We start from the raw sequence: 22,443 nt of genomic DNA, 5'->3' as shown, positions 1-22,443 counted from the left end.
GAATCTTTGGGGCGCAGGGCATGACGGCAGCAACGGGGGTCTCCGCTTCGGCGGAGAAATCGACGACGGCGCATGTGGTGTGGGCAAGTGCGCTGGGTACCGCGATCGAGTGGTACGACTTCCTGATCTACAACACCGCTGCGGCCCTGGTGTTCAGCAAGCTGTTCTTTCCGAACTTCGATCCCTTCGTCGGCACGCTCGCGGCGTTCTCGACCTATGCGGTCGGTTTCGTGGCGCGGCCGATCGGCGGCGCGATCATCGGGCACTACGGAGACCGGCTCGGCCGCAAGACCATGCTGGTCGCGACCATGATCGCGATGGGGCTCGGCACCTTCCTGATCGGTTGCCTGCCGACCTACAGTCAGATCGGCGTCTGGGCGCCGATCTTTCTCGTCATGCTGCGCTTCGTCCAGGGCATCGGCTTGGGCGGCGAGTGGAGCGGCGCGGTCGTGATGGTGATCGAGCATGCCGGCAACCGCCGCGGCTTCTATGGCAGCCTGGTGCAGATAGGCTTTCCCGTCGGCGTTGCCGCCTCAACCGGCATTTTTGCCCTGATGACGCAATTGCCCGAGGCCGACTTCCTGAGCTGGGGCTGGCGCGTGCCGTTCTGGATCAGCATTCTGCTGGTCGGCGTTGGCTTCATCGTGCGGCTGAGGCTTGCCGAGACGCCGCACTTCAAGGAGGTCGTGGAACGCAAGGAAGTGCTGGCGCAGCCGGTGCTCGAGGTGCTGCGCCGCGACTGGCGCAGCTTTCTGCTCGCGATCGGCATCACGGTGTCGGAGGTCGGGCTCGCTTATCTCCTCACCGTCTTCACGGTGTTCTATGCCACGACGAAGCTCGGCCTGCCGCGGCAGGTGATCCTGAATGCGGTGGTTTACGCCGCGATCGTCGAGTTCGCGACGCTGCCGCTGGCGGGATGGCTCTCCGACATCTTCGGCCGCAAGGCGCTGTATCTCGCGGGCGGCGTGTTCTCGGTGGCATTGGCGTTTCCGCTGTTCTGGTTCCTCGACAGCAAGGAGCCGGCGCTGATCATTTTTGCCCTCGTCGTCACGATGACGCTGACGCATGCGTTGCTGTTCGGGCCGAAGGCGGCGTTCATGCCGGAACTGTTCCGCACCCAGGTGCGCTACAGCGGTGCATCGCTCGGGGCCAATGTCGCGGCTGCGCTGAGCGGTGGCTTCTCGCCGCTGATTGCGACCGCGCTGCTGGCATGGGCCGGATCGTACTGGCCGGTGTCGGTCTACATCATCGCCCTGTCGATCATCACGATCATTGCGACGCTGATGGCGCCGGAAACGGCGAAGGACGCGCTGAAATCCTGAGATCGTCCGGCGGCGCGCTGCTTTGTCTCAGGCGCGCGCCGCGCACAACCCTGCGGCAATCCGTATCGCAAACCTGACCACATTTGCCGCGTGAACGGGCCTGCGCATTCACGCGCGCTGCCTTGTATGCACGCCCTGACGCCTTCTTATGCGCGGCTGCTGAAAGCCAATGCAGCGGCCTGATCCATTAGCCGCGTTTATGCAGCGAATTTTTACTTCCAATTTTACTTCGCAGAATCCCGCCCCTAGCTTCACGCCCATCTGATCACTTCCGCAGCCGGTCAATGGCGATCGGTGCGAGCGTTCATCGTAACCAACGAGGGTTGCCATGTCTGACGGGGCCAAGGGGACATTCACTTCCGAGCCGGCGGGAACGGAGGCGAAGCCTGCGAAAAAGCTGAGCCGGCGCACGCTGTTGAAGGGTGCGGCGGCCGTTGCGGGCGCAGCCGCTGGATCGGATGCGATCCGCGGCTTCCCGACCATCTGGGCGCAGGAGATCAAGGACATCGAGCTGCGCCATGTCGGCGTCTCCTATTCGGTCGTGAAGGCGATCGGCGACCAGGCCGCCAAGGATCTCGGCTTCAAGGTGACGATGCAGAACCTCGACACCTCCGCCGCCATCAACCGCTTCATAAGCCAGCCAAATACGGTCGATATCGCCGATCTCGAGGGCTGGCAGGCCAAGCTCGCCGCCAAGCGCAGCGTGATCCAGGGCATCGAGGTCAAGAAGATCAAGGAGTTCGACAACATCCTGCCGATCTTCACCAAGGGTGAGATCGACGGTCACAAGATCCCGCGTCAGGGTATCTCGCCCTATGAAGCCATGTATATCGCGAAGCCGGATTCAACCGATCTGAACGACGGCGTCACCGAATGGGCGACGTTCCTGCCGCAGGTCTACAACGCCGACTCCATCGGCTATCGGCCCGATCTCGTCGGCCATGAAGTGACCGAGTGGAAGGACCTGATCGATCCCAAGTTCAAGGGCAAGGCCGCGATCCTCGACGTGCCCGCGATCGGCATCATGGACGCGGCGCTCTGCTTTGAAAGTGCCGGGCTGATCAAGTACGGCAACAAGGGCAACATGACCAAGGAGGAGATCGACTTCACCTGCAACAAGCTGATCGAGCTGAAGAAGCAGGGCCAGTTCCGCGCGACCTGGACCACCTTCGACCAGTCGGTGCAGTTGATGGCGGCGGGCGAAGTGGTGATCCAGTCGATGTGGTCGCCGGCGGTCGCTGCCGTCCGCGTCAAGGAAATCCCCTGCGTCTACGCACCGGTCAACGTCAAGAACGGCAAGGAAGGCTATCGCGGCTGGTGCAACGGCATGGGCCTGATGAAGCATCTCTCCGGCAAGAAGCTCGATGCGGCCTACGAATATCTCAACTGGTATCTCTCGGGCTGGCAGGGCGGCTTTGTCGGACGCTACGGCTACTACAGCCCGGTGCCGTCGACCGCGAAGAAATTCCTGACCGCGGCCGAATGGGACTTCTGGTACGACGGCAAGCCGGCGCCCGCAGTCATCAATGATCCCTATGGCGTGCCGATGGAGAAGGCCGGCACCAAGCGTGACGGTGGTTCGTTCCTCGACCGCGTCAAAAACATCTCGTGCTGGAACACGCTGATGGACGAGGCTGCCTACATGAACAAGCGCTGGAACGACTTCAAGGTGGCCTGAAACCTGCTTTCTCCGACTTGAGCGATGCACCGGTGCCGTGACGCGCCGGTGCGAGAAGAAATACTTCGAGGCGTTCGCTGACATGCAGCCAAGTCCAGCTCAGAGTCCACCACGCGCCAATCTCGCCGGCTGGCTGTATGTCTCGCCGCTGGTTCTGGTGCTCGTGCCGTTCTTCGTGGCGCCGATCCTGGTCGTGCTGGCGGCGAGCTTCTTTGCGACTGACGGTTTCGGCGGATTGACGCCGGGCTTCACGCTGGCGAGCTACGTCGAGGTGCTGCATTCGGCGCTGACACTCAAGCTGTACCTGGCGACCGTCAAGTTCACCGTGCTGACCTGGGTCTTCACGCTGATCATCGGGTTCTTCGTCGCTTATTTCCTGGTGTTCCACGTCCGCAACCAGCTCCTGGCAATCGGTCTGTTCCTGCTGTGCACGGTGCCGTTCTGGACCTCGAACATCATCCGGATGATCTCGTGGATTCCACTGCTCGGCAAGGAAGGCCTGATCAATCAGGCGTTGCTCGCGATTGGTGTGATCCGCCAGCCGCTGGAAGTGCTGCTGTTCTCGGATCTCGCGGTGGTCATCGCCTATGTCCACCAGCTCACCATCTTCATGATCGTGCCGATCTTCAATTCCATGGCGCGGATCGACAAGAAGCTGATCGAAGCCGCGATCGACGCCGGCGCCAGCCGTTTCGACATCATGCGCCTGATCGTGGTGCCGATGTCGAAGAGCGGTATCGCGCTCGGCACCATCTTCGTGGTCTCGATCGTGATGGGCGATTTCTTCGTGGTCAAGGTGATGTCCGGCGGCGGCTCAGCCTCGGTCGTCAGCGCGTTCTACGAGGATGTCGGCGTGCTGCAATATCCGACCGCGGCGGCAAGTGCCGTGTTGCTTACGCTTGTGCTGGTCGCGATCGTGTCGCTGATCCTGCGCACCGTCGACATCAGGCAGGAGATCACGAGATGAGCGCGGTTCTCGCCGACATGCCCGAAGTCGTGGCGCCCGTGACGACCAAGGCGATTGCCCCGAGCATGGGCGGGCGACCCTGGACATTCTACGTGCTGGCGACGTTGTTCGGGCTCTACGTGATCGCGCTCTACGGCCCGATGTTCTGCATCTACATCCTGTCATTCCAGGACATTCGAGGCGGTCTCGTCTTCCCGATGAAGGGGCATTCGCTGCACTGGTTCGTCGATCTCTTCACCCAGGTGCGGACCGGCGACGTCAAAGGCTCGTTCGACCGCTCGATCAAGCTCGCGGTCATCGTCACCGTCATCACGGTGGTGGTCTCGTTCCTCGCCGGCCTCGGCTTCCGCAAGCGCTTTCGCGGCGACACGTTTGTTTTCTACATGATGATCGGCAGCCTGGTCGCGCCGGGCCTCGTGCTCGGCCTGGGCACGGGGCTTCTGTTCCAGGCGCTCGGGCTGAACGCGAGCTGGTACACCTCCGCGCTCGGCGCGCAGCTGTCCTGGACGCTGCCGTTCGGCGTGCTCGTGATGTTCGCGGTGATGTCGCGCTTCAACCATGTCTGGGAAGAGGCGGCCTACGACCTCGGCGCCAGCCGTTGGCAGTCGATCCGGCTGGTGATGATTCCGGTGCTGGCGCCCGGGCTCGTCGCCGTCGCGCTGTTCGGCTTCACGCTCTCCTATGATGAGTTCGCGCGCAGCCTCCAGACGGCGGGATCGCTGAACACGCTGCCGCTGGAAATCTGGAGCATGACGCTGAACGTCACGTCGCCGTCGCTCTATGCGCTCGGCACCGTGACCACGATCGTTTCCTTCATCGTTATTGGCGCCAGTCTCGGCAGCATCGTGCTGATCCAGAAGAAGCGCGGCAGCCAGGCCAAAGGTTGAGCAAGGGTCGAGTTGAGAATGAAGAGCGATCGCGGCGATATCGAACTGGCGGGCGTCTGCAAGAGCTTTGACGGCGTGACCAACGTGGTCGACGGCGTCAATCTCAAGATTGCCGACGGCGCCTATTGCTGCTTCATCGGCCCCTCCGGCTGCGGCAAGACCACGATCCTGCGCATGATCGCCGGCCACGAGGATCCGACCGCCGGCGAGATCGTCATCGGCGGGCAGAATGTCGTCGGGCTTGCGCCGGTGCAGCGCCGCACGGCGATGATGTTCCAGTCCTATGCGCTGTTCCCACATCTGACCGTGCGCGAAAATATCGCCTTCGCGTTGCGTGTCCGAGGCCAATCCAGGACCGACCGCCTGCGGGCGGCAGACGCGATGATCGAGAAGGTGCGGCTGACGCAGTTCGCCGACCGGTTGCCGGCGCAGCTCTCTGGCGGCCAGCAGCAGCGGGTGGCGCTGGCGCGCGCCGCGATCACCGAGCCGCGCGTACTGCTGCTCGACGAGCCGCTGTCTGCACTGGACGAGCAGCTCCGCGTGCAGATGCGCCAGGAACTGCGGCGAATGCAGCGCGAACTGGGCATCACCTTCATCCATGTCACCCATACCCAGCTCGAGGCGATTGCCCTTGCGGATCTCGTGGTGGTGATGGAGCAGGGCAGGATCAAGCAGGCGGGGGCGGCACGGGACGTCTACGCCCATCCGCACGACCGCTATGTTGCGGAGTTCATGGGCGGCCAGAACGTGCTGTCCGGCCGTGTCGAGAAGGTCAACGGCGCGAGCTTTACGCTCGCGCAGGCTGCCCCATCGGGCATCGAAGTGCCGTTGCAGGCGCGCTCGCATGTCAGCGTCGGTGACAAGGTCGATATCGCGGTGCGCCGCGACGACGTCGCGTTGGTCCGGCCAGGCAAGGACTTGCCGCCGGGCTACACGACGTCGCTGCCGAGCCGCGTGCTTGCGATCGAATACCAGGGTTATTTCGTCAAGGTCATGCTCGACACGGTGCCGGACGACGAGTTCGTCGCTTACGTGCCGGAAAAGACCTTCTTCGCGGATCCCTTCACCGTCGGCGATGTCGTGATGGCCACATGGGCCACCGGCAGCGCGTTGCCACTCGCCTGAAGACCCGGCGCGCACAGGAGTATGATCGTGCAGATATCCTTCACACTCAACGGACGGCCAACCACGGTGGAAACCGAGCCGGCAACCCTCGTCGCCGAGCTGCTGCGCGAGCAGCTCCACCTGACCGGCACCCATATCGGTTGCGATACCAGCCAGTGTGGCGCGTGCGTCGTGCATCTCGACGGGCTGCCCGTGAAGAGCTGCACCCTGCTGGCGCCCGCACTCGACGGCGCGACGCTGCTCACCATTGAAGGTCTGCAAGGAGCCCCCGGTTCGAACCAGCTGCATCCGATGCAGGATGCGTTTCGCGAGCATCACGGCCTGCAATGCGGCTTCTGCACGCCAGGCATGCTGATGACTGCGATCGCGCTGGCCGCGGAGAAGCCGAACCTGACGGAAGCGGATGTCCGTCACGGCCTCGAAGGCAACATTTGCCGCTGCACTGGCTACCAGAACATCGTCGTCTCGGTGATGGCTGGCGCTGCCGCCATGAACGCCGCCAAGGGAGAGTGACCATGGGCAATGTGATCGGCATCGGCGCCGCACCGAAGCGCAAGGAAGATCAGCGTTTCCTCACCGGCCGCGGCAATTACGTCTCGGACATCAAGCGTCCCGGCATGACGGCCGGCGTGTTCGTGCGCTCGCCGCATGGCCATGCGATGCTGCGCGGCATCGACAAGAGCGCGGCGCTGGCATCGCCCGGTGTCATTGCGGTGCTGACCGGCGAGGACGTCAAGGCCGATGGACTTGGCTCGCTGCCCTGCGGCTGGGGCATCTCGGACGCGCAGGGTGTGCCGATGAAGGAGCCGCCGTTCCCGATGCTGGCGCAGGACAAGGTGCGCTTTGTCGGTGACATGGTCGCGTTTGTGATCGCGGAGACGCCGGAGCAGGCGAACGTGGCGGCCGAGCTGTTGGCGGTGGACTATGAGGTGCTGCCTTCCGTGGTCGGCGTGCTCGAAGCGGTCAGGCCCGGTGCACCGCTCTTGTTCGACGATGTCCCGAACAACATCTGCTGCGATTGGGAGCTCGGCGACAAGGCCGCGGTCGAGACCGCATTTCGCAAGGCTGCGCATGTGGCAAAGCTGAGCCTCGTCAACAACCGCCTGATCGGTAATCCGATGGAGCCGCGTGCGGCGATTGCGGAGTACGAACCGGGCACCGACCGCTTCACGCTGTGGACCACCAGCCAGTTCCCGCACGTCGTGCGCTTCCTGATGGGCGCGCTGGTGCTGAACATCCCGCAGCACAAGCTGCGCGTGGTCGCCCCCGATGTCGGTGGCGGCTTCGGGGTGAAGCAGTTCCATTACGGTGAGGAGGCCGTGATCACCTGGGCCGCCAAGCGCGTGCATCGGCCGATCAAATGGGTCGCAAGCCGCTCGGAGGGCTATGTCTCGGATCGCCACGGCCGCGATCACGTCACCGAAGCAGAGCTCGCGCTCGACGAGACCGGAAAGTTTCTCGCCTTCCGCGTCAACACGCTCGCCAATATGGGCGGCTATCTCTCGACCTTCGGGCCGAACATTCCGACCAACCTCTATGCGCCGCTGCTCGGCGGCGTCTACACCACGCCCGCGATCTACTGCAACGTGAAGGTGGTTTTCACCAACACCGTGCCGGTCGATGCCTATCGCGGCGCGGGCCGGCCCGAGGCGACTTTCGTGCTGGAGCGCATGGTCGATGTCGCCGCCAGCGAGATGGGCATCGACCGCGTGGAGATCCGCCGCCGCAACATGATCCCGAAGGAAGCCTACCCGTATCAGACGCCGGTGCTGGTGCAGTATGATTCCGGCGATCCGATGGGCTGCCTCGACGGCGCGCTGGTTGCAGCCGACGTCAAGAACTTTGGCATCCGCAAGGCGGCCTCGGCCAGCAAGGGCAAGTTCCGCGGGCTCGGCTATTCGACCTATGTCGAAGCCTGCGGCCTTGCACCTTCACGCTTCGCGGGGCGGCTCGGCGCACGCGGCGGCCTCTATGAGAGCGCCACGGTCCGTGTGCATCCGACCGGTCAGGTGACGGTCATGATCGGCACCCACAATCACGGCCAGGGCCACGAGACGACGTTTGCGCAGATCGTCTCGGCAAAGCTCGGCGTCGCCTTCGAGAATGTCGACATCGTGTTCGGCGATACCGATCGGGTGCAGTTCGGCATGGGCACCTATGGTTCGCGTTCCCTGGTGGTCGGCGGCGCGGCGCTGTCGAAAGCGACCGACAAGGTGATCGTCAAGGGCAAGAAGATCGCCGCCCATCTGCTCGAGGCCGCCGAGGTGGATATCCAGTTCGAGGCTGGACAATTCTCGGTCGCCGGCACGGACCGCATCAAGACATTCGAGGAGATCGCAGGCGCGGCCTATGTCCCGCATAATTATCCGCTCGAAGTGCTGGAGCCCGGGCTGGAAGAGCAGGCCTATTACGATCCCGTCAACTTCACCTATCCCGGCGGCTGCCACATCGCTGAGGTCGAGGTCGACCCTGAAACCGGCACGGTGACGCTGGTCAACTACACCGCGGTGGACGATGTCGGCACCGTCATCAATCCCATGATCGTCGAGGGCCAGTTGCACGGCGGCATCGTACAGGGTGTCGGCCAGGCGCTGTTCGAGAACGCGGTCTATGACGAGAGTTCCGGCCAACTGCTGTCGGGCTCGCTGATGGACTATTGCATGCCGCGTGCCGACCACATGCCGATGATGAAGGTGGCGACCCACTCGACGCTCTGCACGCACACGCCGATGGGTGTGAAGGGCTGCGGCGAGGTCGGCACCATCGGGTCGCCCGCTGCCGTCATCAATGCCGTGGTCGATGCGCTGTCGCATCTCGGCGTCACGCATGTCGACATGCCGGCGACGCCGAATCGGATCTGGCGCCTGCTTCAGAACGCATCGCTACCGGTCGCGGCGGAATAGGGGAGGATAACAATGAAACCGTTTGCCTATCACCAGCCGGACGGGATTCCGGGGGCGGCCAAGCTCCTCACCTCGATCGAGGACAGCAAGCTCGTCGCTGGCGGCATGACGCTGATTCCGACGCTGAAGCAGCGGCTGGCCAATCCGCCCGCGCTGGTGGATCTCTCCAAACTCGGAAACCTCAAGGGTATCACCGACGGCGGCGCCGCGATCACCATCGGCGCGATGACGCCGCATGCGGTGGTGGCGGCCTCGAAGCTCGTTCAAACAAAAATCCCCGGGCTCGCGGCGCTGGCCTCGGCAATCGGCGATCCCGCGGTGCGCAACCGCGGCACTATCGGCGGCTCCGTTGCCAACAACGATCCGGCAGCCGATTATCCCGCTGGCGTGCTTGGGCTCGGCGCCACCATCGTCACCAGCACGCGTGAGATCGTCGCCGACAAGTTCTTCCTCGGTCTCTTCGAGACCGCGCTCGAACCTGGCGAAATCATCACCGCGATCCGCTTCCCCGTGCCGCTCAAGGCCGGTTACGCCAAATTCAAGGCGCCGGCCTCGCGTTATGCGCTGGTCGGCGTGTTCGTCGCGAAATTCGCCGATGGGGTTCGCGTGGCTGTGACGGGCGCAGGCTCCGGCGTGTTCCGCGTACCGCCCATGGAGGCGGCGCTGTCGCAAAACTTCGATCCGTCAGCGATCGCGGCGATCAAGATCGACACCGACGGTCTCACCTCCGATATCCACGCCGAAGCCGACTACCGTGCGCATCTCGTCACGGTCATGGCCAAGCGCGCCGTCGACGCGGCGCTCAGCTAACTCTCAGGGTTGATGATGACTGATGGTTCCGGCCGAACGGCCTTCCCGCCGGCGCCGACTGGCCTTGGCGCGCTTTCTGCAACCGAGATCGTGGCCGGCTACCGGCGCAAGGCATTCACCCCGCGCGATGTCGTCGACGACACCATCGCCGCGCTCCAAGCGACGAACGAGACCTGCAACGCGGTGGTGACGCCGATGTACGAGCAGGCGAGGGCAGACGCCGACCGTATCACGAGAGAGATGCGCGCAGGTGAAGCAAAGGGACCGCTCGCTGGCGTTCCCGTCACGATCAAGGATCTCGTCTTTGTCGCGGGGGTGCCGGCCTATGGCGGCTCGCCGATGAACAAGACGTTCGTGCCCGAGGCAGATGCGGCCGTGGTGTCGGCGCTGAAGGCTGCGGGTGCGATCATCACCTGCAAGACCACGACCTGCGAGTCCGGCTACAAGCTGACGGCCGACAGCCCCGTCACGGGCACCACGCGCAACCCCTGGAATACCGGCCGCACCAGCGGCGGGTCGAGCGGTGGCGCAGCGGCAGGCGTTGCCGCCGGCTGCGGGCCGATCGCGATCGGCACCGATGGCGTCGGCTCGATCCGCGTGCCGTCGTCCTTCTGCGGGGTGTTCGGACTGAAGCCGACCTTTGGCCTCGTGCCGCGCTCGCCGGGCTTCTCGCCGCCGTCATGGGCCTCGCTCGCCCATACCGGGCCTATCACGCGCACTGTGGCGGATGCCGCGCTGACGCTGGAGATCATCGCCGGCTATGATATGCGCGATGCCGCAAGCCTGCCCGTGCCGTCCCGCCGCTTCGACACCAACGCCGCTCCATTGAACGGCATTCGCATCGGCGCCAGCGCCGATCTCGGTTACGCCGCGATCAGCCCCGACGTGCGTGCGGCGTTCGAGAAGGCGCTCGCCATTCTCGAGTCCTGCGGCGCGCAGGTCACCATGGATGGTCCGGGCCTCGATCCCGGAATTCTGGAGCACACGCTCAAGCCGATCGCATTCACCGAACAGGCGGCGGCTGTGGCGTCCAAGACCACGGCCGAACTCGCGGGTTCAGAGGCCGATTATCGCGACGTCGTCAGTGCCGGCCGTCGCTACAGCGGTACGGACTATATCGAGGCCAGCTACCGCCGCGGCCAGGCGCGCAATGCTTTCGTGAAATTATTCGAGCGGGTCGATGCGCTGGTGACGCCGACGGTCGCGGTGACCGCCTTCGAGGCGGGCCGGCTCGGCGTCGGCACGATCGACGGCAGCATGGTCGATCCGCATCTCGGCTGGTCGCCCTTCACCTGGCCGATCAATCTCGCCGGTCTTCCGGCCGCAACGCTGCCGTGCGGCTTCGATCGCGATGGAATGCCGATCGGGCTTCAGATCGTCGCGCCCTGGCTCGACGAGCCCACCATCTTCCGCATTGCCGCCGCGTTCGAAGCGGCGCAACCCTGGGCGAAATTCTGGCCGCAAATCGCGTTGGCCTAAGACAACTCGATCGGCGCGCCGCGGACGCTGAGCTCTTCGTCGAGGCGAAGATAGTGCGCGAGGTAGTCGTGAAGCGCCGTTGCCGCCTTCGAGGTCGCGCCGCTCGACTTGTAGAGCAGCAGTTCGATCTTCGGCAGCGGCGGCAGTCCTTCGTTGAGGCCGATCTCGCGCATCGCCGGCACCAGTGCGCTGCGGCCGAGGACGGTGACGGCCATCCCGGCGAAGGCCGCGGCCTGGAGGCCGCCGACGCTCTCGCTGACACAGGCGATGCGCCAGCGCAGATTTGCACGCTCCAGCGTGTCGATGGCGTAGTCGCGATAGATGTTGCCTGGCGGCAGCAGCGCCAGCGGGATCGGACGCTCCTGATGCGCGGTGGATTGCTCGCCGGTCATCCAGACCAGCTGCTCGCGCCGCACTACCTGGCCGCCGGTGAAATCGTTCATGCGGGTGACGAGCGCGATATCGACGTCGCCACGCTTGACGAGACCCACAAGCGGCGTTGACAGCGCGCAATTGAGCTCGACCTGCACGCGCGGAAAGGATTTTCGGAACACGCTGAGGATCTGCGGCAGCATGAACGCCGCGTAGAGATCCGGGGTGCCGAGCACCACCTGGCCCTCGATCTCCTGTGACGCCAGTTGCGAAATCAGCTCGTCATGCAACCTCAGGATGGATTTGGCGTAGGTGAGGACGATGGTGCCGTCGTCGGTCAGCATCAGCCTTCGGCCGCTATGCTCGAACAATTGCTTGCCGGTGAGTTCTTCCAGCCGCTGCAATTGCAGCGTGATCGCCGGCTGGGTGCGGCCCAGCCGGCGGGCGGTCTCGGTGATGCTGCCGGTCTCGACCACGGAGATCAGCGACCGGAGCATGCGGATGTCGAGACTGATGAGGTTCATGCGGCGTCCATGTCGCCCAGAATTTATGCAAGTTCCATGCTAGGGCCATTGGGCGGGATTTGCCGCAAGAATAGTCAATGCCTCGCCAATTTTTAGATATTTCTGCGGCCTGCGTTCCCGGGAAACTAACTGAGAACGAAAGCACGCCCGGGAGGAAGCGAGACCTGACCGCAATGGTGCAGGGCATTGCAAGGCCGAGAGGCCAGTCGACCGGATCGGCAATCTCGAACGGCTTGACGACATCGGGAAGTTGAGGCCATTGCTCGCCGCGTGATGATTCAATCACCAACAAGACAAACATCAAGGAAGTGCCCATGCGCGGGGTTATGCGACGCACCTTTCTGGCCGCCTGCGCGGCCGTTCTGTTCTCCGGCTTCGCGGTGGCGCAGGACTATCCGTCCCGCCCCGTCAAGATCATCGTGCCGTTCCCGGCTGGCGGCTCCAACGACATCATCGCGCGCATCGTCGCCCAGAAGCTGACCGAGCGGAACGGCCAGACTTTCCTGGTGGAGAACCGCGGCGGCGCGGGCGGCAATATCGGCGCCGAGACGGTCGCGAGCGCGGAGCCGGACGGCTATACCCTGCTTTTGACTGCACCGCCTCCGCTGACGATCAACGGCTCCCTCTACAAGAAGCTGCCGTTCGACCCGGCCAAGGCGTTTGCGCCGATCGCGCTGATTGCCTCGGTGCCGATCGTGCTGGTCGTCAATCCATCGGTGCAGGCGAAGAACGTGGCTGAGCTGATCGCGCTCGCCAAGGCCAAGCCCGGCTCGCTCAATTTCGGCTCGTCCGGCATCGGCTCGACCAACCATCTCGCCGGTGAGCTGCTCAAGAGCATGGCCGGCGTGGACATCGTCCACGTGCCTTATCGCGGCGCCGCGCCGGCGATGAACGATCTGCTCGCGGGCCAGATCCCGTTCATGTTCGACAACATGCCGGCGGTGCTGCCCCAGGTGCAGGGCAAGGCCATCAATGCAATCGCGGTCGCGGGCTCCAAGCGCGCGGGCGCGCTGCCCGACGTGCCTGTCGTCGCCGACACCATTCCCGGCTTCGAGGCGTCGTCCTGGTTCGGACTGGTGGCGCCGGCCAAGACGCCTGAGCCCGCGCTTGCCAAGCTGAGCGGCGAGCTCGAGACCATCTTGAAAATGCCTGACGTCAAGAAGCGGCTTGCCGAGCTCGGAGCCGAGCCCGGTACGGTGTTCGGTCCGGCGTTCGGGCAGTTCATGGCGGACGAAACCACGAAGTGGGGCAAGCTCGTCAAGGCCTCCGGCGCCACCGTTGACTAGGACAGCGTCATGGATCTGAATCTGGGCGGCAAGGTTGCCGTCGTCACCGGCGGCAGCATCGGCATCGGCCGTGCCATTGCCGCCGAGCTCGCGCGCGAGCAAGCGCATGTCGTGATCGTCGCGCGCGACGCCGAGCGGTTGACTGCGGCAGCGCAGGATATCTCGCGCGATACCGGACGGCGCGTGATCGCCTGTGCCGGGGACATGACCAAGCCGGACGACATCGCGCGCGCAATGGCCACCGCGCGCGAGGCTTTCGGCCGCGTCGACATCCTCGTCAACAATGCCGGGGCCTCGCCCATGGGGCGGATCGCAGAGACGCCGGATGCGATTTGGGCCAAGTCGATCGAGCTGAAGCTGCTCGGTTACATGCGCTGCGCGCGTGACGTGCTGCCCGAAATGCGCGACCGCCGCTGGGGCCGAATCATCAACATCATCGGCCGCAGCGGGCACCAGCCGCGCGCGGCCTATATGGCCGGCGGCGCGGTCAACGCGGCGCTTTTGAACTTCACGCTCGCGCTGGCTGAGGAATGCGCGCCTGACAATGTGCTGGTCACCGGCGTCAATCCCGGACCGGTGCAGACCGATCGCTGGGACAGCCTCATCTCCCAAGGCGCGGCGATTGCGGGGCAGGATCAGGGCGCGACAAATGCCGCGGCCATTGCCTCGGTGCCGCTCGGCCGCGTCGGGCAGCCCCACGAGGTCTCCGGCATCGTCGCGTTCCTCTGTTCAGACCGCGCATCCTTCATTACTGGTACCTGCATCAATGTCGATGGCGGTGGAACGAGGTGTATCTGATGAGTAGCGAGCTGCGGAAGATCGGTGTCAGCGACGATTGCGAGCTTGCGGTTCGCATCGACGACTATCTGCTGCCCTGGGACACCAAGCCGCCGGTCGTGATGCTGCACGGGCTCGCCGAAAGCGGTGAGGCGTTCCGGCGCTGGGTGCCGTATTTCGCCACGCATCATCTGGTGGTGCGGCCGGACTTGCGCGGCTATGGCGATTCCACGCCGATGCAGGGCGACTATGTCTATCGCTTCGCCGGCCTTGGCGACGACATCATTCGGATGCTGGACGCGCTGAAGCTCGATCGCGTGTTCCTGGTCGGCGGCAAGATCGGCGGCACGCTGGCGATGCATCTGACGGCGAAGCATCCCGATCGCGTGATCGCGGTTGCCGCGGTTGGCGCGCCGGCGTCGCTCACTTCGTTCAACGAGCGGGCGCCGACCTGGCGCAAGCAGATCCGCGAGCAGGGCGTCGAGCCCTGGGTGCGCGAGACCACGGCCGGCCGGCTCGGCTCGTCGCTGCCGCCGGCGGCGCTGGACTGGTGGATCAAGCTGATGTCGAAGACCAAGGCCTCGACGCTGGAGGCCTTCCTCCAGATGGTGCCGACGGTCGATGTCACCGGTGAGCTTCCGTCGATCAAGCGCCCGGCGTTGGTGATCACCACGACGGGCTCGGGGCTCGGCGACGTCGCCTCCGTGAAGGCGTGGCAGGAAACGATTCCGGGCTCGAAGCTCGAAATACTGCCGGGCGATTCCTACCACGTCGCGGCGACCGACCCAGACGTCTGTGCGCAAAAGGTTCGTGCGTTCTTCGATCGCGTCGCGACTTAAGACCTAGCGGGCGGGCCATTGGCCCGCCCCTCGTTTGGCTCTATGACTGGCGTTCAGAAAAGAAACGAAATCAGGGAGTGAAGCCATGACAAAAACCACGCGACGCAGCGTGCTCACGGCCGCGGCCGCGATGACCGCGGCGGGCCTCGCCGAGGCCGCGCCGGCCGCAGCGCAGGCCGCACCCAAGCCGATCTTCGCGGTGCCGATGGTGGCGATCCCGATCGTCGGCGAGAGCAGCGTATTCCAGGTCCGCCGCATCTATTGCATCGGCCGCAACTACGCCGCGCACGCGATCGAGCGCGGCTCGGATCCGAACCGCGAGCCGCCGTTCTTCTTCCAGAAGCCGACGGATGCGATCCAGAACGTCGCGGTCGGTCAGGTTGCCGATCATCCTTACCCGTCGCTGACCAAGAACTATCATCACGAGGTCGAGCTGGTTGCCGCACTGAAATCCGGCGGCAGCAATATCCCGGCCGACAAGGCGCTCGAGCACGTCTACGGCTACGCGCTCGGCCTCGACATGACCCGGCGCGATCTGCAGAACGGCATGGCCGCCGAGAAGAAGCCCTGGGAGATCGGCAAGAGTTTCGACCACGCCGCGGTCATCGGCCCGATCCACCCGGCCAGCAAGACCGGTCATTTCGAGAAGGGCGCGATTTCTCTCGCGATCAACGGCACGGTGAAGCAGAGCTCGGATCTTAGCAAGATGATCTGGAGCGTTGCCGAGCAGATCGCAAAGCTATCGGAAGCCTTCGAGCTGAAGGCCGGCGACATCATCTATTCCGGCACGCCGGAGAATGTCGGCCCGGTCGTGAAGGGCGACGTACTCTTGTGCAAGCTCGATGGTTTGCCCGATATGTCGATCAAGATCGTCTGATCTTCTCCTCTTCTCGCCGCCCAGATCGGGGCGAGATGTTCCCTCGTCGTCATGCCCGGGACAAGCCCGGCCATGACGACCCGACAGGGCAGTTGACGTGGCCGCAGTTAAGCCGCCGCCTTCGGCCGTAACCGGTCGACCGTCCGCGCGATCAGCGCGGCCACCTCCGCAACCTTCGGCCCGATCCGGAACTCCGGCCCTGCGACAACCACCGAAAGCCTGCGATCTCCGATCGGTAACGGGATCGCAGCACCGGCAAGATCGCGGCTGTAGTCCGCAAAACTCTGGCAATAGCCGCGCGCGATCGAATTGCGCAGCTCGGTCTCGACGGCGTCGATGCTGATCGGGGTCGAGGGGCCGTATTGCTTGAACTCGATCTTGCGGTAGACGGAGTCGCGCTCCTCCGGCGAATATTGCAGCAGCAACGCGCGGCCGCTGGCGGTGGCGTGGATCGGCACGCGATGGCCGATGGTCGCGAAATAGCGGATCGCGGCCTGGGACTCGACGACGTCGATGAACACCGCCATCACGCCCGCCGGCGCCACGATGGATGCGGTTTCGCCGGTCTCGGCGGAGAGATCGGCGATCAGCGTGTGCGTCCATTGCGGCAGCGGCTCGACCTCGGAGATCATCCGCGCCATCGCCAGCCACCGCGGCGTCGGATAGAAGCCGGCGCGCGGGCGCGGCTCATAGAGATAGCCCTTCTCCGACAGCGTCGCGAGCAGGTTGAAGGTCGACGAGCGCGGCCAGCCGAAATGATCGGCGATCTCGGCAAGCGTCGCCGGCTTCCTCGTTTGCGCGAAGAACTCCATGATCTCCAGGACGTTTGCGGCTTGGCGAACGATCATGGCGGGGCTTGTGTCCTAGGGCTCGCCGAGAATCTTCTTCGCGGCACGAAGATGCGGCTTGTCGATCATCTGGCCGTCGAGGCGTAGCGTGCCGGAATTCGGATTGCTCGCGAACGCCGCGATGACCTTTTCCGCCCAGGTCCGTTCGGCGTCGGTCGGTTCGAACGCCGCGTTGACGACATCGACATGCTTGGGATGGATCAGCGCCTTCGCCGAGAATCCGTCGCGGCGTGCCGCGCGCGTTTCCTGCTCAAGACCGGTGAGATTGTCGATGTCGGTATAGACGGTGTCGATCGGTGCCACCTCGGCCGCCGCCGCCGCCATCAGGCAGAGATCGCGCGCGAGGCGATAGGGGCTGTGGAACACGCCGCCCGAGGCCTTTTCGGTGGCGCCGAGCGAGGCCGAGAGATCCTCCGCGCCCCACATCAGGCCAGCGAGGCGCGGGGAGCAGCCCTTGTAGCTGCCGAGCCCGAAGATCGAGCTGGCGGTCTCCGTCGCGACGCAGACGATGCGCGTTGCGCCGACCGCAATGCCGGCCGACGCCTCCAAGGCTTCGAGCCAGGTCGCGACCTGCCGCACGTCGTCGCCGCCTTGCGATTTCGGCAGCACGATGCCGTCGGGCTTGCCCGGCATGACAGCGGCGAGATCGGTGAGCGTCATGCCGGTGTCGAGTGCGTTGACGCGGACATAGAGCTGGTGCGGGCGGGGACGGCTCTTCAACATCGCCAACGTCAGCCCGCGCGCCTCCGGCTTCTTGTCGGTGACGACGGAGTCTTCGAGATCGATGATCAGCGCGTCGGCGTTGCCTTCGCTCGCTTTCTCGAATTTGCGCGGGGAATCGCCCGGCACGAACAGCATCGAACGCATCAGACCGGCCTCTTGTGCATCATCGCCATGCGGCGGCATTTGCCGACGATCTCGTCGTTCTGGTTCAGAGCGTGGTGCTCGAACTCGACGATGCCCGCCTTGGGCCGTGATTTGGATTCCCGCACCGAGAGCACCTTTGTCGTCGCCCGCAAGGTATCGCCATGGAAGACCGGCTTCGGAAAGGTCACGTCGGTCATACCGAGATTGGCGACGGTTGTGCCCATGGTGGTATCATAGACCGTCATGCCGATCATGATGCCGAGCGTGTAAAGGCTGTTGAAAATGCGCTGGCCGAACTCGGTCTTTTCAGCGAAATGCGCGTCGATATGCAGCGGCTGCGGGTTGAGGGTCAGCAGGCTGAACATGGTGTTGTCCATTTCCGTGACGGTCCGGGTCAGCGGATGCCTGAACTCCTGGCCCACGGAAAAGTCCTCGAAATAAAGTCCGGCCATCGCGTTTCCTCCCTGTCTCGTTGCGATTCTGGCCAGCGCCGCCGTTACGGCGGCGCGGCCAGGTGAACTGCTTTCTGCTCGGCGAGCTGGTCGATCTCCTCAGTCGAGAAACCGGCCTCGCGCAAAATGTCGCGGCCATGCTGGCCGAGCGTCGGTGCGGGCCCGGCGGGTTCCGGCTGAGTCGCGCTCCAGGTCGAGGGCACGCGCATCTGGCGGATGCGGCCTTCCACGGGGTGATCCACCGTCCTGAAGAAATCGATCGCCTTGAGATGCGGATCATCCAGGATCGTCTCCAGCGTATGCATCGGCATCACCGGAATGTCCGCGCGCTCCAGCAGCTCACGCCATTCCGCGGTGGTGCGCGTGGCGAAGATGTGGCCAATCTCCTCGTAGATCTCGTCGATGTGTTTCGTGCGCGCGGCGTGGTTGGCGAAGCGGGGCTGCTGCAAGAACTCAGTCTGTCCGATCGCCTCGAAGAAGCTTCGCCAGTGCTTGTCGTTGTAAATGAGGACGCAGAGATAGCCGTCGCTGGTCTTGTAGGGGCGGCGATAGCGCGACAGCAGGCGGGCATAGCCGCCATGGTCGAGCGGCGGATCGTAAGTCAGCCCGCCCAGATGATCGACCAGCACGAACTCCGTCATGGATTCGAACATGGGAACGTCGATGCGCTGGCCGACGCCCGTGCGGCTCTGGTGCATCAGCCCGCCCATGATGGCATTCACCATCATCAGGCCGACGATGCGGTCGGCGATGGTGACGGGGACGTAGCGCGGCGTGCCGTCGCCGGCCGCCGCAAGCAGCGTCGGAATGGTCGCCGCGCCCTGGATCAGATCGTCATACGCAGGCTTGGCGGCATAGGGGCCGGCCTGGCCGTAGCCGAACGCGCCGACATAGAGCAGGGCGGGATTGATGGCGGCAAGCGTCTCGTAGTCGAGGCCCAGCCGCGCCATCGCCTGCGGGCGCACATTGTAGACGAGCGCGTTGGCGCTCTTCGCCAGCCGCAGCAGCGTGTCGCGGCCCTCCGGCTTTTTGAGATCGAGCACGATGCTGCGCTTGCCGCGATTGGCATTGTGAAACATCCCGCCCATGCCGGGCGTGCGGCCTGGACCAATCTGGCGAACGATGTCGCCCTCGGGGCTTTCGACCTTGATGACATCGGCGCCCATGTCCGCCAGCACCTGCGTGCCGTAGGGGCCCATCAGCACCGAGGTCAGGTCGAGAATGGTGAAGCCGGCGAGCGGTCCCATGGGGCCTCGTTGGATGAATTCATATACGTGGAGTTAGAGTTCAGAAAATGAGGAAGTCAATTCCATGGACTCGCCCTCAAGCGCATGGCTCTATGCATAGTTCATATACTTGACAGATAAATTCACATATATGTACATTTTACTCAAGCAAGAACTGGAGTGAGGGGCCGGACGGTGCTGCAGCAACTCGCTGCCGCCTTCGGCATGGGGACGCGTCAAGGAGAACGATATGAAGAAGAACCTGGTCTGGGCCGCTGCCGCGCTCGCTCTCTCGCTGCCGGTCTCGACATTGTCGGCGCAGGCGCTCGAGCTGAAGGTCGCCGATAGCTTCCCCGCGGGGCACTATCTCGTCCGCCTGATGCTCAAGCCCTGGATGGACGACGTCACCAAGCGCACCAACGGCGCGGTGACCTTCACCTATTATCCGAACCAGCAGATCGGCAAGGCCGCCGACATGCTGCGGCTGACGCAGTCGGGCGTGGTCGACATCGGCTACATCGGGCCGTCCTATGTCTCCGACAAGATGCCGCTGTCGGAAGTCGCGCAATTGCCGGGGGCGTTCGCAACCAGCTGCCAGGGCACGCTCGCTTACTGGAAGACCGCGCGCGAAGGCCTTCTGGCCAAGCAGGAATACGCGCCGAACAAGATCAAGCTGCTGTTGGCCGTGGTGCTGCCGCCCTACCAGGTGTGGACCATCAAGTCGAAGGTGGAAACGACCAAGGACATGCAGGGCCTGAAGCTGCGCACCACCGGCGGCGCGCAGGACCTGACGCTGCGTGCGCTCAACGCCGTGCCGGTGCGCATGGCCGCACCCGATGCCTATGAATCGCTGTCGCGCGGTACCATGGACGGCCTGCTGTTCCCGCTCGACAGCGTCGTGTCCTATGGCCTCGACAAGCTGGTCAAGCACGCCACCGAAGGTGTCAGCTTCGGCAGCTTCATCGTCTCCTACTCCATCAACCAGTCGGTTTGGGACAAGCTGTCCGACGATGTGAAGAAGGCAATGAACGAGGCTTCGGAGGCGATTACGCCGCAAGCCTGCGCTGGTGTCGAAAAGGAAGGCGAAGTCACCAAGAAGCAGATGCAGGACGAAGGCATCAGCTTCGATCCGCTGCCGGAGGCGACCCGCGCCGAGATGAAGGACAAGCTCAAGGGCGTCGGCAAGGAATGGGCGAGCGGGCTCGACAGCCGCGGCAAGCAGGCGTCCGCCGCGCTGAAGGAGTTCGACGATTTGCTCGCCGCGGGCGGCGCCAAGTAAAGCGTCAAGCGAGTAAAACGTCGAGCAAGGCATCGGGCAATCCGACAGAGAAGGAGGCGCAAGAGGTGATCAAACGGGCAGGGGATGTGCTCGGCGCGCTGGAACGCGCGCTGACGGTGATCGCGGTGGTGTTCATGTTCGTGATCATGCTGCTGGTCGTGACCGACGTGTTCATGCGTTATGCACTGAACAGTCCGTTCTCCTTCACCTACGATTTGATCGGCCTCTATCTCCTCGCTGGCGTGTTCTTCTTCACGGTGTCGGACGCGTTGCGCGAGCACGTGCATGTCGGCGTCGACATCCTGCTGTCGCGCTTCTCGCCGGCAGGACGTCGGCTGTCCGAGATCGTCACCGCGCTCGCCGGCCTGTTCGTGTTCGTGCTGATCTGCAAGGTCGGCTTCGAGCGCGCGCTGGAGAATTACGAGCAGCATGACGTCCTCTCCGGCGCGATCCCCTGGCCGACCTGGATCTCCGCGGCGCTGGTGCCGTTCGGCTGCGGTGTGCTGGTGCTGCGGTTGACGCTGCAACTGGTCGGCAATGTGCTGAGCCTTGTCAGCGGCCGCGACCTCTATCCGCTGCCGCCGGTGACCGGCGTCGGCGAAGCACGCAGCTTCGAGTAACGGGCGATATCCATGACACCTTTCATCGTTCTCGCTTTGCTGTTCGGCCTGCTCGCGCTCGGCACGCCCGTCGGTTTCGCCATGGCCTTTTCCGGTTCGGTCGGCCTCGTGATGGTCGGCGGATGGGGCACATTGCTGGGCATCTTGCAAACCGCGCCGCTCTCGACCGTCTCGGCCTACGAGCTGATCACCATCCCGATGTTCCTCCTGATGGCGGACCTCGTGCTGCTGTCGGGTGTCGCGGATGATCTGTTCAAGACCGCGTCTGCCTGGGTCGGCCGTATCCCCGGCGGTCTCGGCATGGCGACGGCACTGGCTGGCGCCGGCTTTGGCGCGATCTGCGGCACGTCGACGGCCTCCGCCGCGACGCTGTCCTCGACCAGTCTGCCTGCGATGATCCGCCAGGGTTACGAGCCCAAGATGGCCGCCGGCGTCGTCGCGATCTCAGGCACGCTGTCGATGCTGCTGCCGACCAGTGTTGCACTCGTCATCTTCGGCCTCCTCGCCGAAGTGAACATCGGCAAGCTCCTGATCTCCGGCATCATCCCGGCGATCCTCGTCACCTTCACCATCATGGCCACGATCTATTTCCTGGTCTGGCAGGATCCGTCGCGAGCGCCGGCTGCGAAGTCGGTGCCGTGGCGCGAGAAGTTTACGCTGCTGTGGCAGGTCTCGCCGATGGTGGTGCTGTTCTCGATCGTGACGGGGACAATCTATCTCGGCGTCGCGACGCCGACGGAGGCGTCGGCTTTCGGCGCGTTCGGTGCCTTCCTGCTCGCGATCGTCAAGGGCAAGATCACGCCGTCCTCGCTGTATCATACGCTGCTGCGCGCCAGCCATGGCACCTGCATGATCATCATGATCCTGGTCGGTGCCTCGATCTTCGGCTATTTCTTCACGCTGACGCATGTCACGCAGGACCTCGTCGCCTGGATCGGCTCGCTGCCGGCCTCGCGCTGGGTGATCATCACGCTGATCCTGTGCGGCTATATCGTGCTCGGCTCGTTCATGGACCAGATCGCGATCCTGGTGCTGACCGTGCCGATCGTGCTGCCGCTGATCAAGACGCTCGGCTTCGACCCGATCTGGTTCGGCGTCATCAAGATCGTCACCGCCGAGGTGGGCATGATCACGCCGCCGGTCGGGCTGAACTGCTTCATCGTCGCCCGCTACGCCAAGCGGCCGGTCGCGGAAGTGTTCCACGGCACCTTCCCGCACTTCATCGCGCACCTGATCGCGATCGCGATTTTGGTGGCGTTTCCGTCTATCATCCTCTGGCTGCCCTCGCAGATGGGGCGCTAGGAT

21 protein-coding genes are annotated in these 22,443 nt (G+C 64.3%); 16 read left to right on the top strand and 5 right to left on the bottom strand.

The genetic code is table 11. From position 1 onward, the window contains the following. The first annotated feature begins 20 nt into the window (after window positions 1-20). From AB7532_RS29090 to AB7532_RS29050, 9 genes are all read left to right on the top strand, one after another. Window positions 21-1,322 (top strand): MFS transporter, encoded by a 1,302-nt coding sequence (locus tag AB7532_RS29090; RefSeq protein ID WP_441238114.1) that lies wholly within the window; start codon window positions 21-23, stop codon window positions 1,320-1,322. A 328-nt stretch (window positions 1,323-1,650) separates the two neighbouring features. After that, window positions 1,651-3,000 carry an ABC transporter substrate-binding protein gene (locus AB7532_RS29085; RefSeq protein WP_441238113.1) on the top strand — a complete coding sequence of 450 codons (1,350 nt, stop codon included), beginning with the start codon at window positions 1,651-1,653 and terminating at the stop codon, window positions 2,998-3,000. An 82-nt stretch (window positions 3,001-3,082) separates the two neighbouring features. Then, window positions 3,083-3,967 carry an ABC transporter permease gene (locus tag AB7532_RS29080; protein WP_441238112.1) on the top strand — a complete coding sequence of 295 codons (885 nt, stop codon included), beginning with the start codon at window positions 3,083-3,085 and terminating at the stop codon, window positions 3,965-3,967. After that, window positions 3,964-4,854, top strand: a complete 891-nt coding sequence (locus AB7532_RS29075; RefSeq protein ID WP_441238111.1) for an ABC transporter permease — start codon at window positions 3,964-3,966, stop codon at window positions 4,852-4,854. The genes AB7532_RS29080 and AB7532_RS29075 overlap by 4 nt, the downstream gene beginning before the upstream one ends. An 18-nt stretch (window positions 4,855-4,872) precedes the next feature. Then, window positions 4,873-5,979, top strand: a complete 1,107-nt coding sequence (locus tag AB7532_RS29070; RefSeq protein ID WP_441238110.1) for an ABC transporter ATP-binding protein — start codon at window positions 4,873-4,875, stop codon at window positions 5,977-5,979. A 21-nt stretch (window positions 5,980-6,000) separates the two neighbouring features. Beyond that, a complete protein-coding gene (locus tag AB7532_RS29065) occupies window positions 6,001-6,492 on the top strand; it encodes a (2Fe-2S)-binding protein (RefSeq protein WP_441238109.1) in 492 nt (163 codons plus the stop codon). A 2-nt stretch (window positions 6,493-6,494) separates the two neighbouring features. Then, window positions 6,495-8,882 (top strand): xanthine dehydrogenase family protein molybdopterin-binding subunit, encoded by a 2,388-nt coding sequence (locus AB7532_RS29060; RefSeq protein WP_441238108.1) that lies wholly within the window; start codon window positions 6,495-6,497, stop codon window positions 8,880-8,882. Window positions 8,883-8,894: 12 nt separating this feature from the next. Then, complete coding sequence (locus AB7532_RS29055) at window positions 8,895-9,692, top strand: FAD binding domain-containing protein (protein WP_441238107.1); 798 nt, start codon at window positions 8,895-8,897, stop codon at window positions 9,690-9,692. 15 nt (window positions 9,693-9,707) lie between these two features. Continuing rightward, window positions 9,708-11,171: an amidase gene (locus AB7532_RS29050; RefSeq protein WP_441238106.1), complete on the top strand. Its 1,464-nt coding sequence runs from the start codon at window positions 9,708-9,710 to the stop codon at window positions 11,169-11,171. On the opposite strand, the gene AB7532_RS29045 is transcribed toward AB7532_RS29050, so the two are convergent. After that, window positions 11,168-12,067: a LysR substrate-binding domain-containing protein gene (locus AB7532_RS29045; protein ID WP_441238105.1), complete on the bottom strand. Its 900-nt coding sequence runs from the start codon at window positions 12,065-12,067 to the stop codon at window positions 11,168-11,170. The two genes, AB7532_RS29050 and AB7532_RS29045, sit on opposite strands and share 4 nt — an antisense overlap. Window positions 12,068-12,381: 314 nt before the next feature. On the opposite strand from AB7532_RS29045, the gene AB7532_RS29040 reads away from it, so the two are divergent. The 4 genes from AB7532_RS29040 (at window position 12,382) to AB7532_RS29025 (ending at window position 15,846) form a co-directional block, all read left to right on the top strand. After that, window positions 12,382-13,353 (top strand): Bug family tripartite tricarboxylate transporter substrate binding protein, encoded by a 972-nt coding sequence (locus AB7532_RS29040; RefSeq protein ID WP_441238104.1) that lies wholly within the window; start codon window positions 12,382-12,384, stop codon window positions 13,351-13,353. A gap of 9 nt (window positions 13,354-13,362) precedes the next feature. After that, complete coding sequence (locus AB7532_RS29035) at window positions 13,363-14,151, top strand: SDR family NAD(P)-dependent oxidoreductase (protein ID WP_441238103.1); 789 nt, start codon at window positions 13,363-13,365, stop codon at window positions 14,149-14,151. Beyond that, window positions 14,151-14,969, top strand: a complete 819-nt coding sequence (locus AB7532_RS29030) for an alpha/beta fold hydrolase (RefSeq protein ID WP_441238102.1) — start codon at window positions 14,151-14,153, stop codon at window positions 14,967-14,969. Before AB7532_RS29035 ends, AB7532_RS29030 begins: the two co-directional genes overlap by 1 nt. Window positions 14,970-15,054: 85 nt before the next feature. Continuing rightward, window positions 15,055-15,846: a fumarylacetoacetate hydrolase family protein gene (locus tag AB7532_RS29025; RefSeq protein ID WP_441238101.1), complete on the top strand. Its 792-nt coding sequence runs from the start codon at window positions 15,055-15,057 to the stop codon at window positions 15,844-15,846. Between the two features lie 107 nt (window positions 15,847-15,953). Here the strand turns inward: AB7532_RS29025 and AB7532_RS29020 are convergent, their stop codons facing one another. The 4 genes from AB7532_RS29020 to AB7532_RS29005 are packed head-to-tail and all read right to left on the bottom strand — an operon-like array spanning window position 15,954 to window position 19,260. Continuing rightward, window positions 15,954-16,694, bottom strand: coding sequence for an IclR family transcriptional regulator (locus tag AB7532_RS29020; RefSeq protein WP_441238100.1), 741 nt, complete (start codon window positions 16,692-16,694; stop codon window positions 15,954-15,956). Window positions 16,695-16,709: 15 nt separating this feature from the next. Then, window positions 16,710-17,561 carry an HpcH/HpaI aldolase/citrate lyase family protein gene (locus AB7532_RS29015; RefSeq protein ID WP_441238099.1) on the bottom strand — a complete coding sequence of 284 codons (852 nt, stop codon included), beginning with the start codon at window positions 17,559-17,561 and terminating at the stop codon, window positions 16,710-16,712. After that, complete coding sequence (locus AB7532_RS29010) at window positions 17,561-18,013, bottom strand: MaoC family dehydratase (RefSeq protein WP_018318495.1); 453 nt, start codon at window positions 18,011-18,013, stop codon at window positions 17,561-17,563. Before AB7532_RS29010 ends, AB7532_RS29015 begins: the two co-directional genes overlap by 1 nt. 44 nt (window positions 18,014-18,057) lie before the next feature. Further along, complete coding sequence (locus AB7532_RS29005) at window positions 18,058-19,260, bottom strand: CaiB/BaiF CoA transferase family protein (protein ID WP_441238098.1); 1,203 nt, start codon at window positions 19,258-19,260, stop codon at window positions 18,058-18,060. 229 nt (window positions 19,261-19,489) lie between these two features. Here AB7532_RS29005 and AB7532_RS29000 point away from each other — a divergent pair, with 229 nt between their 5' ends. From AB7532_RS29000 to AB7532_RS28990, 3 genes are all read left to right on the top strand, one after another. Beyond that, the gene (locus tag AB7532_RS29000) at window positions 19,490-20,518 is read left to right on the top strand and encodes a TRAP transporter substrate-binding protein (protein WP_441238097.1); all 1,029 of its coding nucleotides are present in this window, start codon (window positions 19,490-19,492) and stop codon (window positions 20,516-20,518) included. 65 nt (window positions 20,519-20,583) lie between these two features. After that, a complete protein-coding gene (locus AB7532_RS28995) occupies window positions 20,584-21,138 on the top strand; it encodes a TRAP transporter small permease (protein ID WP_441238096.1) in 555 nt (184 codons plus the stop codon). A gap of 12 nt (window positions 21,139-21,150) precedes the next feature. Next, window positions 21,151-22,440 carry a TRAP transporter large permease gene (locus tag AB7532_RS28990; protein WP_441238095.1) on the top strand — a complete coding sequence of 430 codons (1,290 nt, stop codon included), beginning with the start codon at window positions 21,151-21,153 and terminating at the stop codon, window positions 22,438-22,440. The last annotated feature ends 3 nt before the right edge of the window (window positions 22,441-22,443 follow it).

Origin of the sequence: Bradyrhizobium sp. 930_D9_N1_4 (assembly GCF_052076015.1) — a bacterium.
Taxonomy (GTDB): domain Bacteria; phylum Pseudomonadota; class Alphaproteobacteria; order Rhizobiales; family Xanthobacteraceae; genus Bradyrhizobium.
Note: the sequence above shows the minus strand (reverse complement) of the source record. Positions and strands in the feature narration are given on the sequence as shown.